The sequence below is a fragment of the Emticicia aquatica genome (assembly GCF_923079645.1).
In the GTDB taxonomy this organism is placed as follows: domain Bacteria; phylum Bacteroidota; class Bacteroidia; order Cytophagales; family Spirosomataceae; genus Emticicia; species Emticicia aquatica.
Map to the genome: position 1 here is coordinate 686,751 of NZ_CAKLPY010000001.1, position 18,309 is coordinate 705,059.

At 36.0% G+C, this 18,309-nt stretch carries 25 protein-coding genes and 1 pseudogene; 22 read left to right on the forward strand and 4 right to left on the reverse strand.

What is annotated here, in order from left to right:
- Positions 1 to 22 precede the first annotated feature (22 nt).
- The 4 genes from eboC to mnmE form a co-directional block, all read right to left on the reverse strand.
- A complete protein-coding gene (eboC, locus tag MJQ71_RS02925; RefSeq protein WP_238804256.1) occupies positions 23 to 904 on the reverse strand; it encodes a UbiA-like protein EboC in 882 nt (293 codons plus the stop codon).
- 12 nt (positions 905 to 916) lie between these two features.
- Entirely contained in the window at positions 917 to 1,936 is a 1,020-nt protein-coding gene (locus MJQ71_RS02930) for a TatD family hydrolase (RefSeq protein ID WP_238804259.1), read from the reverse strand.
- A 41-nt stretch (positions 1,937 to 1,977) separates the two neighbouring features.
- Entirely contained in the window at positions 1,978 to 2,796 is an 819-nt protein-coding gene (locus MJQ71_RS02935; RefSeq protein WP_238804261.1) for an EboA domain-containing protein, read from the reverse strand.
- Positions 2,797 to 2,873: 77 nt separating this feature from the next.
- Complete coding sequence (mnmE, locus tag MJQ71_RS02940) at positions 2,874 to 4,196, reverse strand: tRNA uridine-5-carboxymethylaminomethyl(34) synthesis GTPase MnmE (RefSeq protein WP_238804264.1); 1,323 nt, start codon at positions 4,194 to 4,196, stop codon at positions 2,874 to 2,876.
- A 171-nt stretch (positions 4,197 to 4,367) separates the two neighbouring features.
- Between mnmE and MJQ71_RS02945 the strand changes: the two genes are divergently transcribed.
- From MJQ71_RS02945 to MJQ71_RS20860, 22 genes and pseudogenes are all read left to right on the forward strand, one after another.
- The gene (locus MJQ71_RS02945) at positions 4,368 to 7,085 is read left to right on the forward strand and encodes a hypothetical protein (protein ID WP_238804266.1); all 2,718 of its coding nucleotides are present in this window, start codon (positions 4,368 to 4,370) and stop codon (positions 7,083 to 7,085) included.
- Positions 7,086 to 7,545: 460 nt separating this feature from the next.
- Positions 7,546 to 8,166, forward strand: a complete 621-nt coding sequence (rplC, locus tag MJQ71_RS02950) for a 50S ribosomal protein L3 (RefSeq protein ID WP_238804269.1) — start codon at positions 7,546 to 7,548, stop codon at positions 8,164 to 8,166.
- Between the two features lie 107 nt (positions 8,167 to 8,273).
- Positions 8,274 to 8,900 (forward strand): 50S ribosomal protein L4, encoded by a 627-nt coding sequence (rplD, locus tag MJQ71_RS02955; protein ID WP_238804271.1) that lies wholly within the window; start codon positions 8,274 to 8,276, stop codon positions 8,898 to 8,900.
- Positions 8,901 to 8,943: 43 nt separating this feature from the next.
- Positions 8,944 to 9,231: a 50S ribosomal protein L23 gene (rplW, locus tag MJQ71_RS02960; RefSeq protein ID WP_238804273.1), complete on the forward strand. Its 288-nt coding sequence runs from the start codon at positions 8,944 to 8,946 to the stop codon at positions 9,229 to 9,231.
- An 86-nt stretch (positions 9,232 to 9,317) separates the two neighbouring features.
- Positions 9,318 to 10,142 carry a 50S ribosomal protein L2 gene (gene rplB, locus MJQ71_RS02965; RefSeq protein ID WP_238804275.1) on the forward strand — a complete coding sequence of 275 codons (825 nt, stop codon included), beginning with the start codon at positions 9,318 to 9,320 and terminating at the stop codon, positions 10,140 to 10,142.
- Between the two features lie 65 nt (positions 10,143 to 10,207).
- A complete protein-coding gene (rpsS, locus tag MJQ71_RS02970; RefSeq protein ID WP_238804278.1) occupies positions 10,208 to 10,486 on the forward strand; it encodes a 30S ribosomal protein S19 in 279 nt (92 codons plus the stop codon).
- A 122-nt stretch (positions 10,487 to 10,608) separates the two neighbouring features.
- Positions 10,609 to 10,953: a 50S ribosomal protein L22 gene (gene rplV, locus MJQ71_RS02975; protein ID WP_238804289.1), complete on the forward strand. Its 345-nt coding sequence runs from the start codon at positions 10,609 to 10,611 to the stop codon at positions 10,951 to 10,953.
- A 55-nt stretch (positions 10,954 to 11,008) separates the two neighbouring features.
- Positions 11,009 to 11,887 (forward strand): 30S ribosomal protein S3, encoded by an 879-nt coding sequence (gene rpsC / locus MJQ71_RS02980; RefSeq protein ID WP_238804291.1) that lies wholly within the window; start codon positions 11,009 to 11,011, stop codon positions 11,885 to 11,887.
- A gap of 113 nt (positions 11,888 to 12,000) precedes the next feature.
- Entirely contained in the window at positions 12,001 to 12,429 is a 429-nt protein-coding gene (gene rplP, locus MJQ71_RS02985; protein WP_238804294.1) for a 50S ribosomal protein L16, read from the forward strand.
- A 98-nt stretch (positions 12,430 to 12,527) separates the two neighbouring features.
- Entirely contained in the window at positions 12,528 to 12,710 is a 183-nt protein-coding gene (rpmC, locus tag MJQ71_RS02990; RefSeq protein ID WP_238804296.1) for a 50S ribosomal protein L29, read from the forward strand.
- A gap of 43 nt (positions 12,711 to 12,753) precedes the next feature.
- Entirely contained in the window at positions 12,754 to 13,008 is a 255-nt protein-coding gene (rpsQ, locus tag MJQ71_RS02995; RefSeq protein ID WP_238804305.1) for a 30S ribosomal protein S17, read from the forward strand.
- An 80-nt stretch (positions 13,009 to 13,088) separates the two neighbouring features.
- The gene (gene rplN / locus MJQ71_RS03000; RefSeq protein WP_015027362.1) at positions 13,089 to 13,457 is read left to right on the forward strand and encodes a 50S ribosomal protein L14; all 369 of its coding nucleotides are present in this window, start codon (positions 13,089 to 13,091) and stop codon (positions 13,455 to 13,457) included.
- Positions 13,458 to 13,570: 113 nt separating this feature from the next.
- Positions 13,571 to 13,909 carry a 50S ribosomal protein L24 gene (gene rplX, locus MJQ71_RS03005; protein ID WP_238804307.1) on the forward strand — a complete coding sequence of 113 codons (339 nt, stop codon included), beginning with the start codon at positions 13,571 to 13,573 and terminating at the stop codon, positions 13,907 to 13,909.
- A gap of 84 nt (positions 13,910 to 13,993) precedes the next feature.
- Positions 13,994 to 14,542, forward strand: a complete 549-nt coding sequence (gene rplE / locus MJQ71_RS03010) for a 50S ribosomal protein L5 (RefSeq protein WP_238804309.1) — start codon at positions 13,994 to 13,996, stop codon at positions 14,540 to 14,542.
- 35 nt (positions 14,543 to 14,577) lie between these two features.
- Positions 14,578 to 14,847 carry a 30S ribosomal protein S14 gene (rpsN, locus tag MJQ71_RS03015; RefSeq protein ID WP_238804312.1) on the forward strand — a complete coding sequence of 90 codons (270 nt, stop codon included), beginning with the start codon at positions 14,578 to 14,580 and terminating at the stop codon, positions 14,845 to 14,847.
- Between the two features lie 203 nt (positions 14,848 to 15,050).
- On the forward strand, positions 15,051 to 15,452 hold the full coding sequence (gene rpsH, locus MJQ71_RS03020) for a 30S ribosomal protein S8 (RefSeq protein WP_238804314.1): 402 nt from the start codon (positions 15,051 to 15,053) through the stop codon (positions 15,450 to 15,452).
- Between the two features lie 132 nt (positions 15,453 to 15,584).
- Complete coding sequence (rplF, locus tag MJQ71_RS03025; protein ID WP_238804317.1) at positions 15,585 to 16,145, forward strand: 50S ribosomal protein L6; 561 nt, start codon at positions 15,585 to 15,587, stop codon at positions 16,143 to 16,145.
- 83 nt (positions 16,146 to 16,228) lie between these two features.
- Positions 16,229 to 16,576, forward strand: coding sequence for a 50S ribosomal protein L18 (gene rplR / locus MJQ71_RS03030; RefSeq protein WP_238804319.1), 348 nt, complete (start codon positions 16,229 to 16,231; stop codon positions 16,574 to 16,576).
- 18 nt (positions 16,577 to 16,594) lie between these two features.
- Entirely contained in the window at positions 16,595 to 17,098 is a 504-nt protein-coding gene (gene rpsE / locus MJQ71_RS03035; RefSeq protein ID WP_238804321.1) for a 30S ribosomal protein S5, read from the forward strand.
- 77 nt (positions 17,099 to 17,175) lie between these two features.
- A complete protein-coding gene (gene rpmD, locus MJQ71_RS03040) occupies positions 17,176 to 17,355 on the forward strand; it encodes a 50S ribosomal protein L30 (protein ID WP_238804323.1) in 180 nt (59 codons plus the stop codon).
- Between the two features lie 136 nt (positions 17,356 to 17,491).
- Positions 17,492 to 17,929 (forward strand): annotated as a pseudogene (rplO, locus tag MJQ71_RS03045) (50S ribosomal protein L15); the annotation flags it as partial.
- Positions 17,930 to 18,046: 117 nt separating this feature from the next.
- Entirely contained in the window at positions 18,047 to 18,283 is a 237-nt protein-coding gene (locus MJQ71_RS20860; protein ID WP_290370170.1) for a helix-hairpin-helix domain-containing protein, read from the forward strand.
- The last annotated feature ends 26 nt before the right edge of the window (positions 18,284 to 18,309 follow it).

Below are 18,309 nucleotides of genomic sequence, written 5' to 3' on the forward strand. Positions count from 1 at the left end.
TTAATATTGTCGTTTTGAAATGTTACGTAACAGCAAAAAATTTAGCTAATTTCATGGAAATGGGTAATAAAAATAAAATCGGAATTGCCAGAATAATATTACCTGACACACTTACCCAAGCAGCGTCCATCACGATGAGCGATAGCACACCAGCTTTTACAGCTTTACCTATATTTGACCCAATCGGATTTGAAATAGCATTTATTAGTGGCTTAAAAATCAAGAAAACATGCAAAGATACAAATGCGGCAGTAATCAAAACATTGTCAAGTTGGTATGCAATCAATAATTGGCAGCTACTTACAATTATATAAAGAATAGCAGCGAAGTAAAGAGTATATTTATTGCCTCCATGAACTTCTCCTCGGCTAATCATCGTGATGGCGGCAATGTAGCAAATGGGTAAAATACTCAGCCACCACCATTGTAAAATTGAGTTTTCGATGATACTCATTCCTAAAATTAAGTTACCTCCTCTGCATAGACCCATATTAATTGGTCCAAAAAACGAATGATGCTTGCCAAATTTATCATAAACTAATGCACAAATTGCCACTAACAAAGCAACTAAACTACTCATCAAGCTATTTGCCATCGCTGCAAATACACCGAAAGTTAGTAGTAATAAACCAAAATTTATTGCGTTTTGTTTGCTTACTTTTCCACTTGGAATAACTCTTTCTGGACGTTCAACTTTGTCTAATTCTAAATCAAAAATATCATTAAAAACAATGCCGCCAGCGTATAAACCAATCGTTGAAAGACATAAAAAAAACACATTAGTTGGATTTATGGTTTCCATCGAAAAAGAAAAAGTTGCAATGGCAACTCCTGCCAAAATATCAGCAATTGCTGTGATAATATTAGCAGGGCGAGTGAGTTGTAAGTAGGCTCTTATATTCAATTTGATAATTAATTAGCTAATGAAAATAGAATTTTTATCAACCCTAGGAATTTGTCCACCACGCAAAACTGTGTTTCCATTAAATTTCAAACTTTGGTCGATAACCAATGGTGATTCAAAATCAGCCACATTTATTTGTCCACTTTGAGCAAAAGCATCAATGGCATTTTGATAGGTAACCAATCGAATGTCTTCATCAGAAATGCCTTTTATTTTCATCAAAGCCGCTGTTTTCGGAACGGCTAGCGGGTCGCTAATGCCCCAATCTGCCGCCGAATTTATCATGATTCTTTCTGAGCCATATTTTTTCACAAGTTCGACCATACGTTCGTTACCCATTTTTGTGAATGGATAAATCGTAAAAGCTGCCCAAAAACCTTGGTCAAGTACGCTTTCAACAGTTTCTTCGTTATTATGGTCAATAATAACCATACTTGGGTCGATTCCGTGTTCTAAAGCAATTGACATACTTAGTTCAGTTCCTTTCTTTTTATCACGATGTGGCGTGTGAACTTGTACTGGTAAACCTGCATCTTTTGATAATTCTAATTGTAAGCGATAATATTTTTCTTCTGCAGCTGTTTGGTCGTCAAAACCGATTTCACCAACACCAACAACTCCTTCTTTGTACAAAAACAAAGGTAATATTTCCATTACTTGTTCGGCCAAAGCTTCATTGTTTGCTTCACGCGAATTTAAACCAATCGTACAATAATGTTTGATTCCAAACTGAGACGAACGGAAACGCTCCCAACCAACCAAACTACTAAAATAATCTTTGAAAGAAGCTAAACCCGTGCGAGGTTGGCCCAACCAAAAAGCAGGCTCAATGATGGCAACAACGCCCGCATCAATCAACGATGTATAATCGTCAGTTGTGCGAGAAGTCATATGAATATGTGGGTCAAAGAATTTCATATCTTTGATGTAATCCATGTAATTTGCCTGCACTGTTTTTGATAATTCATGTTCTTCGGCAGTACCTTCAAAATGTGAAGGATTTTGTGATATTTCAGAATGTTTTTGACACATTTTATTTATTCAATCTAAAGTTTCTAAGTACACTATTTATTTTAGGCTTCGAGGGTTTGCCAAGTAATTTGTTCGTTTTGAACACTTTGGTAAAGTTCAAAATACTTTTTTAGCTCCTCTTTAGCAGCGAGGAAATCAGTTTCGTTACAAACTAAAGCCGCAGCAATGTTATCATTTGAATTTTGAGATAAAAATAAGGTACAAATATCACTCAAAATCATGTCATTCATAAACCTACTTACCAAACGCCAAGCTTGTGCAGGAATTGTGCGACCAGCAGCCCAACGCTCATGTGCAAGATATGAAATGGAGTTAGCCAACTCTTGATTTGCTCGTTCGTTCAAGCCTTGAATTCGGTGAATAGATTTATCATTGAAGATACATTTCAAAACCAATTGATTCCATGCTAATTCCGAAAAATGCTGTTTTGGATAAGGATTCTGAAAAGCAATAGCATCGAAAATCAACCCATTATTCGACCTTACTGCATCCGTTGCACGCAACATCCAATAATCTGGAAATACCAAAAAAGGTAGGGAAGATATCAATGCAACGGCCTCATTATTTTCGGCAGTTTCAAACAGTGTATCAATAGTTTTGGTATAAGCTTCCTTATCGGTACTATTTAAAAGCGTTAGTAAATAAAGTCGCACCAATCTATCCAACGGCCACTCGTTAATGCAAACATCATTAATAATATCGGTAGATTGAATGGGATTTTTACTAATAAAGCGTGGCGTAGCAACAAACGCAGTTTGTAGCGTTTGTAAATTTCCATTGATTTTTGCTTCAATCCAGCTTATTTCTTTTGGCGAAGCATATTGTTTTATTTTTTCGAATAATTGTATTGAAAAACTCATTGTTTGGTTAGGCGATAGATTACGATTTAAATAATCGTAAATAATTAAAAATGTTTTTATCTATGCAATGAGATTCATCACTTTCCGATACAAAACTTGCTAAAAATATTTGCTAGTAAATCATCAGACGTAATACTTCCTGTTATTTCACCTAAATGATGCAATGAAAGTCGAATATCTTGTGCCAAAAAATCACCTGTTATTCCTAAATCTAAGCCATTCAAAACTTCTCCTAATGCCTCGTTTGCTTTTACCAGATGCTCATAATGCCTAAGATTTGTCAACATTGTATCTGCTTGTTTTTTTACTCTAGCTTTGGCCACAATTGCCGATTTTAATTCTCCAATGCCGATGTTATTTTTTGCCGAAATATTTAATCCTTCAAAGTTCGTTGTTTGACCAATTAAATCAATTTTGTTTCGCACATTAATAATTTTTGATTCATCAAAGTCAGCAATAAAATCACTATTAATGTCTTGATTATCAGTGAGTAAAAGTACAATTTCTGCCCGACGCATGGCTTCTTTTGACCGTTCGATTCCGATTGATTCAACAACATCTTTCGTAGCTCTTATTCCTGCGGTATCAATAAATCTGAATTTAATTCCATCCATAAAAAGTACATCTTCAATCACATCACGGGTTGTTCCTGCAATTTCAGTAACGATGGCTTTTTCTTCATTCAGTAAAACGTTCAATAACGTAGATTTTCCTGCATTTGGGGGGCCGATGATTGCCACAGGAATACCTTCTTTTATGACATTTCCTGCATCAAAAGAATCAGTCAATATTTTCAGAAAATTTTGAATTTTCAATATTAACGATTTTAAATCATCTCTTTCTGCAAATTCCACATCTTCTTCGCCAAAATCGAGTTCAAGTTCTACCAAACTAGCAAAATGAATGAGTTCGTCTCGCAAAACTTTTAATTGATTCGAGAACCCCCCTCGCATTAAATTCATCGCAGTTTTGTGAGCTGCTTCCGAATCAGCCGCAATCAAATCAGCCACAGCTTCTGCTTGTACTAAGTCAAATTGTCCATTCAAAAAAGCTCGTTGCGTAAACTCTCCTGCTTGTGCCATTCGACAACCGTTTTGCAATAAAAGCTTCAGAATATACCTAATTATATAATCGCTTCCATGACACGAAATTTCTACTACGTCTTCTTTTGTGAAACTTTTGGGTGTTTTGAAGACCGCCACCAAAACTTCATCCACAATTACAGCTCCGTCTCGAATCGTTCCAAAGTGAATCGTATGCGAATCGACTTTATTCAAATCTTTTCCTTTGAAAATTTTATTGACGATTTCAAAAGTGCGTTCGCCCGAAATACGGATAACACCGATTGCTCCAATTCCTTGGGGAGTTGCCAACGCACAAATTGTATCTAATTGAATCATTTTTCTTTATTACGCTCAAAACTTTGGACTTCAAACTTTGAACATTACATCTTTAATTACTTATTTTTGCAAATCTACCAACTAAAATTTTAAAATCAGACAATGTAGATAATCCGTCGATAATTTATCCAAAACAATCGACTTAAAGCCATTGATTTTCGACTATTGATTATGATAAAAGCTAAATACTTGTGGTACATTAATGTACTTTTATTTTTGGTGGCGATATTTATAATGTATAATATTTGGTTCGCACCTCGCCGAGATGCTTGGAGTTATGTACCTGATAACGCTTTTTTGGTGGTCGAAAGTTCAGAAATTCAGCAGTCACTTTTCAATAAAAACACTCCTGATGCAACGCAATTATCCGACGTTCCAATCTTCTACGATGCTCTTTCGCAGTTGAGAAATATTGTAGGAAGCGTCGAAAATGAAGAGATTGCCAAAAAATTTATTGAAAAAAAATTAATTACATATTCTCTTCATCGAGAAAACAAAAAAAATCTGGAGTACATTGTTTATATCCCTGCGGGAGCTTTCGGGGATGCAAGCTTTTTGAATAGCTTAACTTTACCCGATGCTACCAAACGAAAAGTGTATGGACGAAACTATAAAGGCCTCAGAATCAACGAATTATATAATAACAATAGCCGACTTTTATTTAATTTTTTTATTCACGATGACTTTTTGATTTGCAGTGGCTCAAAAATTTTACTTGAAGAAGTCGTTAACCGCATCAAATCTGGCGTTTCAATCGAAAGAGTTCCTTTCAAAGAAAGTCGAAAAGGGACTGCTCATATCTATTTTAAAAGTAGAAGTTTGCAGGATGTAGCCGATATTCTTCCTTCGCAATTATCACCAAACCTCATTGAGTTTTTTGGCAATATTACGCCTAGAAACCCCGACATAGTGTTTGAAAATCAAAAAAAGCCAAATCTAATTTCTGCGTATATCTATTCTAAAGGGACAAATAATATTCCTTTTCTAGGTATTTTTAGGCATCAAAAACCACAACCTTTTGCTTGTACAGATCTGATTCCCGAAAATACTGCCATTACTTTTCGGATGAGTTTTAAAAACAAATTGTTGCTCGCCCAAGATTTCAATAATTATATGCGAAGCAACGAACAAGAACTTTTGGCCGAAAAAGATAGCGTAAATCGACTTTTAAATGCTAATCTTAATAGTTTTTATGGCATATTAAAAGATGAAGTAGTGCTTTGTGAAATGGAAACTTCAGCCGATGAACCTTCTAAAAAGATATTATTAATCAAAACTGAAGATTCAGCCGAGGCTCTCAATCTTTTTGATGATTTGGCAAGCAGTGCCGAAAAAATTTCAAGCTATTTTAAACCAGTTCCTTTTACGTACCTCAATAATTATGTCCGAAAAATCGAAGTAAGCCAACTTCCTGCAATGCTTTTCGGTTCAATTTTTCGAGGATTTTCCGATTGTTATTACACTCAAAAAGACGATTATATTATTCTTGCAAGCGATGACGATGCAATGCGAGAATACCTGAATAGCTTAAATATGGGGCAAACTTGGGCTAAATCAAGTATTTATCGAGATTTTATAAAAAAATTAAGCCCACAAGCACAAGTAACGGCAATAATTAGTCCACAGAGAATTTGGAATAATATCTACTTTTCATTACCCAAAAAATGGCAAGAATCAACCATCAAACACGAAACTCGAGCCAAAGACTTACGTTTTATTGCGATTGAAAATTTTATTATAAACAACACTTTTGGGACAAAGTTTTTAATTGAAAAAGTGCCACCAACACAAAAAGAGAAATTAATCAATAAATTGTTTTTGCAAGATAGCATTGCCGTTTCGATGCCGCTCGTAGGCATTCCGAATATTATCAAGAATCCTATCAATTCGGCAGATGAAATTATTATACAACAAGCTGATAATCAAATGATTCTATTGGGGAATAATGCAAAAGAAATCAGCAAAACAGCAATCAATCAACCAATTAATAGTAAATATTTGCTGCCAACCGATTATTTCCAAGATGGATTATTGCATTATGTAACTACAACGCCTGATAATTTGATTGTTCTTAGTCGAAATAACAAAGATGGGCTTGCTGCCAACTCGCCTAACCTGTCAATAGAAGGTGAAATAAAAGCTTTAGCGACAAGCGAAACTAAAATTTACGTTGCTGATGCTTCAGGAAATATTTATATTATTAATGAAGAAACTCAGAAAATAACACGAATAAAAACGCCAATACTTCTTCGGAATATTGTGCAGATTCAGCCAGTAAAATTTAAGAATAATACATATTTAGCTGTTTTGCAACGTGACGGGACTTTGAGTGTAGTTTATGAACAAGGGCCAAATCTAAGTGGATTTCCAAAAGTGCCAATAACTGCTCGACCAGTGGGGATGATTGTGGAGGAAAATTCTGAAAAAAATTCAATAATAACAATTTTATCAGAATTGGGTGAAATCAAAAAAATTGATATGAATGGAAATATTTTGAATAATGCTACAATCCAGCTAGATAGACCAGATAAAGGAACTGTTTTTGAACTTATTTTTGACCAAAATCACAAAGACTGGTTTATCGTGCGTCGAACACCGACTTCTCTTTTCCTATTAAATAAACAAGGGCAATCTGTGATAAAAATTGAAAGTACTAACTTCATGAAATCACAATTGAAGTATTTCGACTTGGGTAATGATTTAAGAGTAATCGCTGTATTCGATGAAAAAAACAATACTTTTTTTGATTTGAAAGGCAAAACACTTGGCGATAAACCATTGCCAGCCAGTGCTTTACCAGCAATATCTTATGCTGAAGCGTACAATAAAATATTTATTTATAACCCAAATAAAACCAAATTTGAAGTGTGGTCAGTGAAATTAAAATAATTTACAAATATTTTTACTCAATATTTGCATCTAATAAAATAAAATTCTACCTTTGCACTCTCATTAAGAAACGGAGTATTCTTCTGTGGTTAAATGAAGTCTCGAATCATTCGGGAAACCAGTTTGACTATTGACCTGTTGAGTTAACAAATTTATGGTTTCGATTACGAAACAACTATTTGAATACACTCATTTGAAAACGGTCTCCGAAAGCTATTGAAATTTACAGGTATCATTGCAAGGCAACAAGGAATTATCCTGCACCTTTTTTAGACCTTACCCAAGTGGTTTGCAATGTAAAGTTTAAGTTGGTTTTTGCCAACCTCTGAAAAAAGTAAATAAATTATTGTCCTAAATTTGTAAACCTGCAAAATTTTAACGACTTTTGCACCCCAGTTTAGAATTACTCTGGAGAAATTGAAGGTTTAGGTTATATTAGCAAAATAAAGCGTAAAATACCATGTCTGGAATTATTGGAAAGAAGGTTGGAATGACAACTATCTTCAACGCAGAAGGTCAAGCAGTACCTTGTACATTGATAGAAGCAGGTCCTTGTGTTGTAACTCAAGTTCGTACCGAAGAGAAAGATGGCTACTCAGCTATTCAATTAGGTTACGGTGAAAAGAAAGAAAAAAACACTAGCCGTCCGCTTGTTGGTCATTTCAAAAAAGCAGGTACAACACCGAAGCGTAAATTAATTGAATTCAAAGAATTCGAAAAGCAATATAGTCTTGGAGAAACAATCCGTGTTGAAGACGTTTTCGCTGAAGGAGATTTCTTAGACGTATCTGGAAACTCAAAAGGTCGTGGTTTTCAAGGGGTTGTAAAACGTCATGGATTTGCTGGGGTAGGTGGTCAAACTCACGGTCAGCATAACAGAGGTCGTCACCCGGGTTCAATTGGTGCTTGTTCATTCCCATCACGTGTATTCAAAGGAGTACGTATGGGTGGTCGTATGGGTAATACTCGTACTACTATTCAAAACTTGAGAGTGTTGAAAGTGATTACAGAGCAAAATCTTATTGTAGTGAATGGTTCAATTCCAGGAGCGAAAAATTCTTACATTACATTACATAAATAATTTCCTGCATCTAATTTAATAGATGATTAATAGCAGCTTTTTAAACATGCTATACAAGGACTAAAGGTCGAAGCTGAGCGACATCGAAAAAATACAGTTTAAATAAAATGAATTTACCAGTTATTAGCAAAGACGGACAAAGCACAGGTCGCACAGCAACGCTAGCTGACAGTGTTTTCGGAATTGAGCCAAATCAACATGTTGTTTACTTAGATGTAAAACATTATTTGGCTAACCAACGTCAAGGAACGCACAAAGCAAAGCAAAGAGCTGAAATTAATCGCTCTACTAAAAAAATCGTTCGTCAAAAAGGTTCAGGAGGTGCTCGTCACGGTTCTACTAAAGCTCCTATTTTTGTTGGTGGTGGTCGTGTATTCGGTCCAACTCCACGTGATTACGATTTTAAGTTGAACAAAAAAATTAAAGTGTTGGCTCGTAAGTCAGTACTTTCTTCAAGAGCTGCTGAAAATAATATTTCAATCATTGAAAATTTCACTTTCGACGCTCCAAAGACAAAATCATATTTGTCATTCCTCAAAGCATTATCATTATCTGGAAGTAAAACCCTTTTTATCATCGGGGATTACGATAGCAACGTATATTTATCAGCTCGCAATATTCCTAAAACTAAGGTTTTAAGTGCTGATGAAGTTAGTACTTATGACTTAATCAACGCTGATAAAGTATTAATTAGCGAAGGTGCATTGTCGAAAATTGAATCAATATTGAATTAAGACTTATAGTTGTGGATTATCACAACTCATAAATAATACGAAAATGAGCGTACTCAAAAGACCAATCGTTACCGAAAAATCACAAAAGCTTACTACAAAAGGTAAATTTGTGTTTGAGGTTGACATGAACGCGAATAAAATCGAAATCGCAAAAGCTGTCGAAAGAATGTACGGTGTTACTGTAACTGATGTAAACACTGTTCGTCAAATAGGCAAAAAGAAATCGAGAATGACTCGTAGTAGAGCATCATCAGGTTTGACTTCAACTTTCAAAAAAGCTGTTGTGACTTTGAAAGATGGTGATTTAATCGATTTCTACGAAAATTTGTAAGATAAACTGTCAGAAAATGACGATTTTAAAATTACAAAATTTACTAAATTAAAGTATAGCCTAAGGCTGCAAAAGATTAAGTAACAATGGGTATTAAAAAATTAAAACCAAACACACCTGGTCAGCGTCACCGCATAGCTCCTGATTTTTCAGATATTACAGCGAGCAAACCAGAGAAAAGCCTTACGACTACTATCAAGAAAACTGGTGGTAGAAATAACGAAGGACACCGTACTGCACGTTATATTGGTGGCGGTCACAAGCGTAGATATCGTCTTATTGATTTCAAAAGAAACAAATTTGACATCGCAGCGGAAGTAAAAACTATTGAATATGATCCAAACCGTACAGCACGTATTGCTTTAGTACAATATGCTGATGGAGAGAAAGCTTATATTATTGCTCCTCAAGGATTGAAAGTTGGACAGTCGATTATCGCAGGGACAAGCGTTGCACCTGAAGTTGGTAATTCTCTTCCAGTTGGAAATATGCCTCTTGGTACAATTATTCATAACATCGAATTACAACCTGGTAAAGGTGCTCAAATGGCTCGTAGTGCTGGAGCTTATGCTCAAGTATTAGCAAAAGATAGCAAATATGTTACTTTAAAGATGCCTTCAGGTGAGATGAGAATGATTCTTGCTACTTGTGTTGCAACAGTTGGTACAGTTTCAAATGCTGACCACATGAACGTAACTCTTGGTAAAGCAGGTCGTAAACGTTGGTTAGGTGTTCGTCCAAGAGTAAGAGGGGTTGCTATGAACCCAGTTGATCACCCGATGGGTGGTGGTGAAGGTCGTGCATCAGGAGGCCACCCTCGTTCTCGCAACGGCTTATTAGCTAAAGGTAAGAAAACTCGTGACAAAACTAAGCCTTCAACAAAGCTTATCATTTCAAGAAGAAGTAAATAATCATTAAGCAGTTCAAAGTTTTGAATACAAATCAGAACTCAGGACTCAGAACTCAGAACTATACAATGGCACGTTCACTTAAAAAAGGACCATATATTGATTTTCGCCTCGACAAGAAAATTGTTGACATGAATAACTCAGGCAAAAAATCAGTTATCAAAACGTGGTCACGTCGCTCAATGATTTCTCCGGATTTCATTGGTCACACCTTCGCAGTACATAATGGCAACAAATTTATTCCAGTTTATGTAACTGATAACATGGTTGGTCACAAACTTGGTGAATTTTCACCAACTCGTAACTTCCGTGGTCACGTAGCAAAGAAAGATAAAGGTAAAAGATAATAATTATAATGAAGAATGAAAGAAGATAGAATGTAGAATAGAAGAATGAATGTTTATACCAATTCATAATTCACATCTCTTAATTCTTAATTCTTAATTCTTAATTCTACATTTCAAGAATAATGGAAGCAGTAGCAAAACTTAGTGATTACCCTACCTCACCTCGTAAAGCAAGATTAGTAATTGATCTTATCAGAGGAATGAAGGTAAGTCAGGCTTTGGGCATTTTAAGCTTTCAGCCGCAACACGCCTCTCCAGTTGTGAGAAAAGTCTTATTGTCGGCAGTTGCAAACTGGCAACAAAAAAATGAAGACTTGAAAATTGAAGATGCAGATTTATTTGTTAAATCAATTTTCGTTGACGGAGGAAGAATGTTAAAACGTATGAGACCAGCTCCGCAAGGACGTGGTCACAGAATTCGTAAACGTTCACACCACCTGACAATCGTAGTTGATAGTGCAGTTTAATTAATCAAATAGCAAACGATACACTACTCGTATTGCTTTATAAAGTAAATTACCAATGGGACAAAAAGTAAATCCGGTAAGTTTTAGACTTGGCTATATTAGAGGTTGGGATTCCAACTGGTATGGCGGTAAAACTTTTGCCGAAAAACTCGTCGAGGACCAAGAAATCCGTAAATATGTTTCAGCTCGTATTCCAAAAGGTGCTATCTCGAAAGTAGTTATCGAGCGTACCTTGAAACGTATCACTCTTACAATTCATACAGCCCGTCCGGGTGTTGTTATTGGTAAAGGTGGTAACGAAGTTGACAAAATTAAGGAAGAGCTAAAAAAACTAACGAGTAAAGACGTTCAAATTAATATCTACGAAATTAAACGTCCTGAATTGGATGCAAAATTAGTAGGTGAGTCAATCGCTCAACAACTAGAAGCTCGTATTTCTTACCGTCGTGCAATGAAACAAGCAATTCAAGCAGCTGTTCGTGTAGGAGCACAAGGTATTAAAGTTAAGTTAGGTGGTCGTTTGGCTGGAGCTGAGATGGCTCGTAATGAAATGTATAAAGAAGGACGTATTCCTTTGCACACAATTCGTGCAGATATTGACTACGCAATCTCTGAAGCCCTTACTGTTTATGGTAAAATTGGTATCAAAGTTTGGGTATTCAAAGGAGAAGTTTTCGGTAAGCGTGATTTAACTCCAGCTGGTGGCGGTACAGCTCAAGCTAATGCTGAAAGAGGTGGAGATAATGCTGGCGGCCGTGGTGGACGTGATGACCGTAGAGGTGGTGGCCGTGATGGTGGTCGTGATGACCGCAGAGGCGGTGGACGTGATGATAAAGGCGGTGATAGAGGTGGACGTAACAACAATAACCGTGGTGGTGGTCCAGGCAATAATCGCAATAACAATAATAGAGGTACAGGTCCAAATAAGAGATAAGCATAGTTCTTAGTTTCAAGTTCAAATTTTCGACTTTTCGATTAATAACATTGAAACTTTTACTATTAAGAAACTTGAAACTAAGCACTTAGTGCTGAAAATATAACAGCGTTATGTTACAACCAAGAAGAACCAAATTTCGTAAGCAACAGAAAGGTAGAATAAAAGGCCTTGCAACTCGTGGACACGAGATAGCTTTCGGAACATTCGCTATCAAATCTTTAGAGCCAGGTCGTATAACCTCTCGTCAGATTGAAGCAGCACGTATCGGGGTTACCCGTGCAATGAAACGTGAAGGTCAAGTCTGGATCCGTATTTTTCCAGATAAACCTATCACCAAGAAACCTTTAGAGGTACGTATGGGTAAAGGTAAAGGAGCACCTGAATACTGGGTAGCCAGCGTAAAACCAGGTACAATTTTATTCGAAGCAACTGGTGTATCAGTTGAGGTAGCAACGGAAGCACTTCGTTTAGCTGCTCAAAAGTTACCGGTTCAAACAAAGTTTGTAGTACGTAGAGACTACCAAGAAGAAGCTGAATAATAATTAGTTTCGAGCAGGCGGATTAACGCTTATAGTACCGAGTTCAAAGTCCTTTTATTCTCGGTTCTTGTAACTCGGCACTTAGCACAAATAAAAAAATGAAACAGTCAGAAATCAAAGCATTGTCACTTGAGCAGTTAGAGCAAAACATCTCTCTTGAAAAAGATAGAATTTTAAAATTACAGTTTGCTCACGCCATTACACCCATCGAAAATCCGATGCGTATTCGTCAGTCTCGTAGATTGATAGCTCAATTGATGACCGAATTGAACGCAAGATAAATTATAGACATCCCTGATAAATCAGGAATTAAGTATCTGAACAATGGAAAGAAATCTTAGAAAAGAGCGTATCGGAACGGTAGTAAGCAACAAGATGGATAAATCTGGTGTTGTAACTGTAGTACGTAAATTGAAGCATCCGAAGTACGGAAAGTTTATGCTCAAAACCAAGAAGTTTATGTTCCATGACGAGAATAACGAAGCTGGTATCGGTGATACCGTTAAGATTCAAGAAACTCGACCATTGAGCAAAAACAAGAATTGGAGATTAGTTGAAATCGTAGAAAAAGCGAAATAATAGCTTATTCCCTCCCCCAAAGAGTGCTATTAATCATTTCCCTCATAGGGGAGTAGGGGGCTTAAAAAATTTATAAGACAATGTTACAGCAAGAATCAAGAGCAGGTGTTGCCGATAATAGTGGTGCTAAAGAAGTGCTTGTCATCCGTGTATTAGGTGGCACACGTAAACGTTATGCGTCAATCGGTGATAAAGTTGTCGTTACAGTGAAATCAGCTCTTTCATCATCAAACATGAAGAAAGGAACTGTGTCGAAGGCTGTTGTTGTGAGAACTACTAAAGAAGTTCGTCGCAAAGATGGTACTTACATTCGTTTTGAAGACAACGCAGTCGTATTATTAAACAATCAAGATGAGCCACGTGGCACACGTATTTTTGGACCTGTTGCTCGCGAATTGCGTGAGAAACAATTCATGAAAATCGTTTCTTTGGCTCCAGAAGTTCTTTAATTTGAAAGTGCTATCGTGATAGCTTCCGCTGCACGATTCTTTTAGAGATAATTTAAGTATTTTTTCTAATTTTTCAAATCTAAAAAATTTCCAAATTTTCAAATTCAAGAGTAATGGAAAGAAAATTCAATAAGCAGCAGAAGCAACACGTACGCTCAGGCGATACTGTTGAAGTAATTGCCGGTAATGCAAAAGGAAAGCGTGGAGTTATTACTGAAGTAATAGCAACTAAGCAACGTGTAGTCGTTGATGGTGTAAACATCATGAAAAAACACGTAAAACCTTCTGCTCAAACTCCTCAAGGAGAAATTCGTGAGTTTCCAGGTTCTATTCACATCAGTAATGTAATGGTTGTTGACCCATCAACAGGAAAACCAACTCGTACAGGACGTAAAGAAAATGACAAAGGAAAATTACAAAGATTTTCTAAAGAGTCGGGTAAATTTATTTAATCAATTACCATTTGATATAAGATAATACTTAATGTATTATAGTATCAATAAATATGAGGGTCGGAAATCCTCGGTAAAAAAACAATGGCACGTTTAAGAGACAAATACACACAGGATGTTGTTCCGGCTTTGAAAGAAAAGTTTGGTTATAAATCTGTGATGCAAGTTCCAGCGTTAAAGAAAATTGTAGTTAACCGTGGTGTTGGTGCTGCAACTGGAGACAAGAAATTAATTGACAGTAGTTTGGAGGAAATTACAAACATTACTGGTCAAAAAGCAGTAGCTACTCTTTCAAAGAAAGCTGTATCTAATTTTAAATTACGTGAGAACATGCCGATTGGTGTGAAAGTTACGCTTCGTGGTGATAAAATGTACGAATTCTTAGATAGATTAACTGCAATTGCACTTCCACGTGTACGTGACTTCAAAGGAATTAGCGATAAGGGTTTTGATGGTCGTGGAAACTATACCTTTGGTGTAAAAGAGCAAATTATTTTTCCTGAGATTTCAATAGATAAGATATCTAAAATACAAGGGATGGATATTACTTTTGTAACTTCAGCTGAAACTGATGCAGAAGGTTACGAGTTGTTAAAAGCAATGGGAATGCCATTTGCAAGTATTAAGAAATAATATTAAGATTTCGATATTTATAATTCAGTCATACAATGGCAAAAGAATCAATAAAAGCAAGAGATAGAAAAAAAGCGGCTTGTGTTGCTAAATATGCAGCTAAACGTGCTGCTTTGAAAGAAGCAGGAGATCTCATTGGCTTAGACAAATTACCTCGTAACGCATCACCTGTACGTTTACACAATCGTTGTCAATTGACAGGTCGTCCAAGAGGTTATATGCGTAAGTTTGGTATCAATCGTGTTACTTTCCGTGAAATGGCAAGTAAAGGTTTAATCCCAGGTGTTACTAAAGCATCTTGGTAATTTTTGATTAAATAATTATTTGAATGTCAATATTTAAAGTTGAAATTTAATTTTTTCAAGTTTCTTTGATAATTCTCTCTAATTATTTGACCAATTAGTACTATTAATAAAATTTTTTCTCTAATTTTGCAGCCCAATTGAGAAAGTCGTACTCTGCGATACTGCTCAATGTTGGCTTAGGTATCCAAAATTAAATATCAAAAATGATTACAACGGATCCAATAGCAGACTTCCTTACCAGAATCAGAAATGCCATAAAGGCACGTCATAGAGTGGTGGAAATACCTGCTTCGAACATCAAAAAAGCGATTACTCAAGTACTTTACGATAAAGGCTTTATCCAAAGTTATAAATTCGAAGAAGTTGCTCCTCAGGGTATAATCAAAATAGCATTAAAGTACAATCCAGTTACGAAACAATCTGCAATTGTAGAACTCAAAAGAGTTTCAAAACCAGGTTTACGTAAATATGCAGGTACAACTGACATTCCACGTGTTTTGAATGGTTTGGGTATCGCTATCGTTTCGACATCAAAAGGTGTTATGACTGATAAAGAAGCTCGTGCATTGAAAGTAGGTGGTGAGGTATTGTGCTACGTATATTAATATATGCTAAACATTCTTTCCCTTATCGGTTAGAATGTTTTTTAGTTGAGTAAATAATAATTTTGTTGACCGCTCTTAATAACTCGTTATTTTTAACAGAAAGTGTTATGAAGCCTTAAACTATTAATAAAAATGTCAAGAATTGGTAAAAAACCAGTTGCCCTTCCAAGTGGCGTTACAATTTCAGTAGATGCACAAAATGTAGTTACTGTAAAAGGCCCTAAGGGAACTTTAACACAAAAAGTTGATTCTGATATCATTGTTTCTATCGAAGATAGCGAACTTAAAGTAGAAAGACCAACTGAACAAAAAAGACACAAAGCTCTTCACGGTTTGTATCGTTCATTAATCAATAATATGGTTATTGGTGTTACAACTGGCTACAAGACCGATATGGAAATTGTGGGTGTGGGTTATAAAGCTTCTAATAATGGAAATGTCCTTGATTTAAGTTTAGGATATTCGCATAATGTTTACTTTGTAGTTCCTTCTGAACTAAAAGTAACTACTGCAATGGAAAAAGGTAAGAATCCGATGGTTACTCTTGAAGGTACAGACAAGCAGTTAATTGGTTTGGTAGCTTCAAAAATCAAATCGCTTCGTAAAGTTGAGCCATACAAAGGTAAAGGTATTAGATTTGTTGGTGAAGTTATACGTCGTAAGGCTGGAAAAACCTCAGGTAAGAAAAAATAATCATTAGACACAAGACCTAGGAGAAACAAGTTTAGAATATAAACTTTACTTGCTGCTCTGAAAATCTAAAAATAGCAAATACAATGTCAAGTGTAAAAACTGATAGAAGACAAAAAATTAAATGGAGTATCCGTAACAAGATTTCAGGAACAACTGAAAGACCTCGTTTATCGGTTTTCCGTTCAAATACTGCCATATATGCCCAATTAATAGATGATTCTAGAGGAGTTACTTTAGCTGCGGTTTCAACTACTGAATTAGGCTTGAAAGGCGTTAAAATTGATAACTCGAAAGAGGTAGGTAAAAAAATAGCTGAAAAAGCGACTGAAAAAGGCATTCTAGCATGCGTATTCGACCGTAATGGCTATTTGTATCATGGTAATATCAAAGCTGTGGCTGAAGGAGCCAGAGAAGGTGGTTTAAAATTCTAATCTTGAAATTCTGAATCAATGAACAAAGCAAAAGTAAACGAGGCAGAACTCAAAGAAAGAGTAGTCGCCATTAATCGTGTAGCAAAAGTAGTAAAAGGTGGTCGTCGTTTTAGTTTCTCTGCTATTGTCGTTTTAGGCGATGGTAAAGGAGTTGTAGGTCAAGGCTTAGGTAAAGCAAATGAAGTAACTGATGCAATCGCAAAAGCTATTGAAGATGCTAAGAAAAACCTTGTTACAGTGCCAATTATAAACGATACTGTTCCTCATGAAATTCACGGCAAGTTTTCAGGTGGTTTCGTATTTGTTAAACCAGCAGCACCAGGTACTGGTATTATTGCTGGTGGTGCGATGCGTGCTGTTTTAGAGGCTGCTGGAATTCATAACGTTTTGGCAAAATCTAAAGGTTCTTCGAACCCTCATAATGTTGTTAAAGCCACAATAGACGCTTTAAGTCAAATGCGTGCACCGCATACTGTTGCTTTCCAACGTAGTGTAAAAATGAATAAAGTTTTCAACGGATAATTGTTCTAAGTTTTCAATCCAAAGTATTTTTAGAGATTTACTTTTATTGATTCTTATTGCTTATAGCTAAAAAAAAAATGGCAAAAGTAAAAATTACTCAAGTGAGAAGCGTTATAGGTAGACCAGAAGTGCAAAAGCGTACAATTACTGCTTTAGGCTTAGGTAAACTCAATCGCACTGTTGAAAAAGAACTTAACCCAGCAATGCAAGGGATGATTAATGCGGTTAAACACCTATTAGTTATAGAAGAAGCGTAAGCTTTTTGTTCTTAATCAAAATTATACATTAGAAAATCTAATACTGATTTTTATCAATATTGATTTTCAGGCTAAGCCGAGTGAATCTGAAAATCAGATTTGCGTATTATTAACCGATTAAATTAATCGTATTACAATGAAATTAGAGTCATTAAAACCTGCTAAAGGTTCAGTTAAAGCAAACGATAGAGTTGGTCGTGGTCATGGTTCTGGTGGTGGTGGCACGGCTAAACGTGGTCACAAAGGAGCTAAATCTCGTTCAGGGTATAGTCAAAAACGTGGTTTTGAAGGTGGTCAAATGCCTTTACAACGTCGTGTTCCTAAGTTTGGCTTTAAAAATATCAACCGTGTTGAATATAAAGCTATTAACTTAGATACTATCCAAGCTCTTTTTGATAAAACAGGTATTTCAAATATTGATTTAGGTGTTCTATATAACAACGGTCTTATTGCAAAATCTGACTTGGTGAAAGTTTTAGGACGTGGAGAGTTAAGTGCAAGTGTTAACCTCCGTGCCAATGCTTTTTCTGCATCAGCGATTGCTGCTATTGAGAAAGTTGGAGGAACTGCTACTGTTGATGCAACATTAAACCGTGAATCAGCAGTTGTTGAAGCAACTGTAACCGAGGCTGTTGTTGAAGCTAAACCTAAAAGTGCAAAAAAAAAAGTTGAAGGTGACGATTTAAAGTTAATTGAAGGAATTGGCCCTAAAATAGCCGATTTGCTTATTAATGCTGGAATTGTTACATTTGCAGATTTAGCAGCAACCACAGCTCAAAAAGTTTCTGAAATCCTTGATGCAGCAGGTCCAAAATTTGCAATGCACACTCCTACTACTTGGCCAGCACAAGCTGAATTAGCACGTGACGGAAAGTGGAACGAACTAAAGGAATTGCAAGATAAACTCAATGCAGGTAAAGCTGAGTAATTTCACTAAAACGCCTTGTTTTTCCT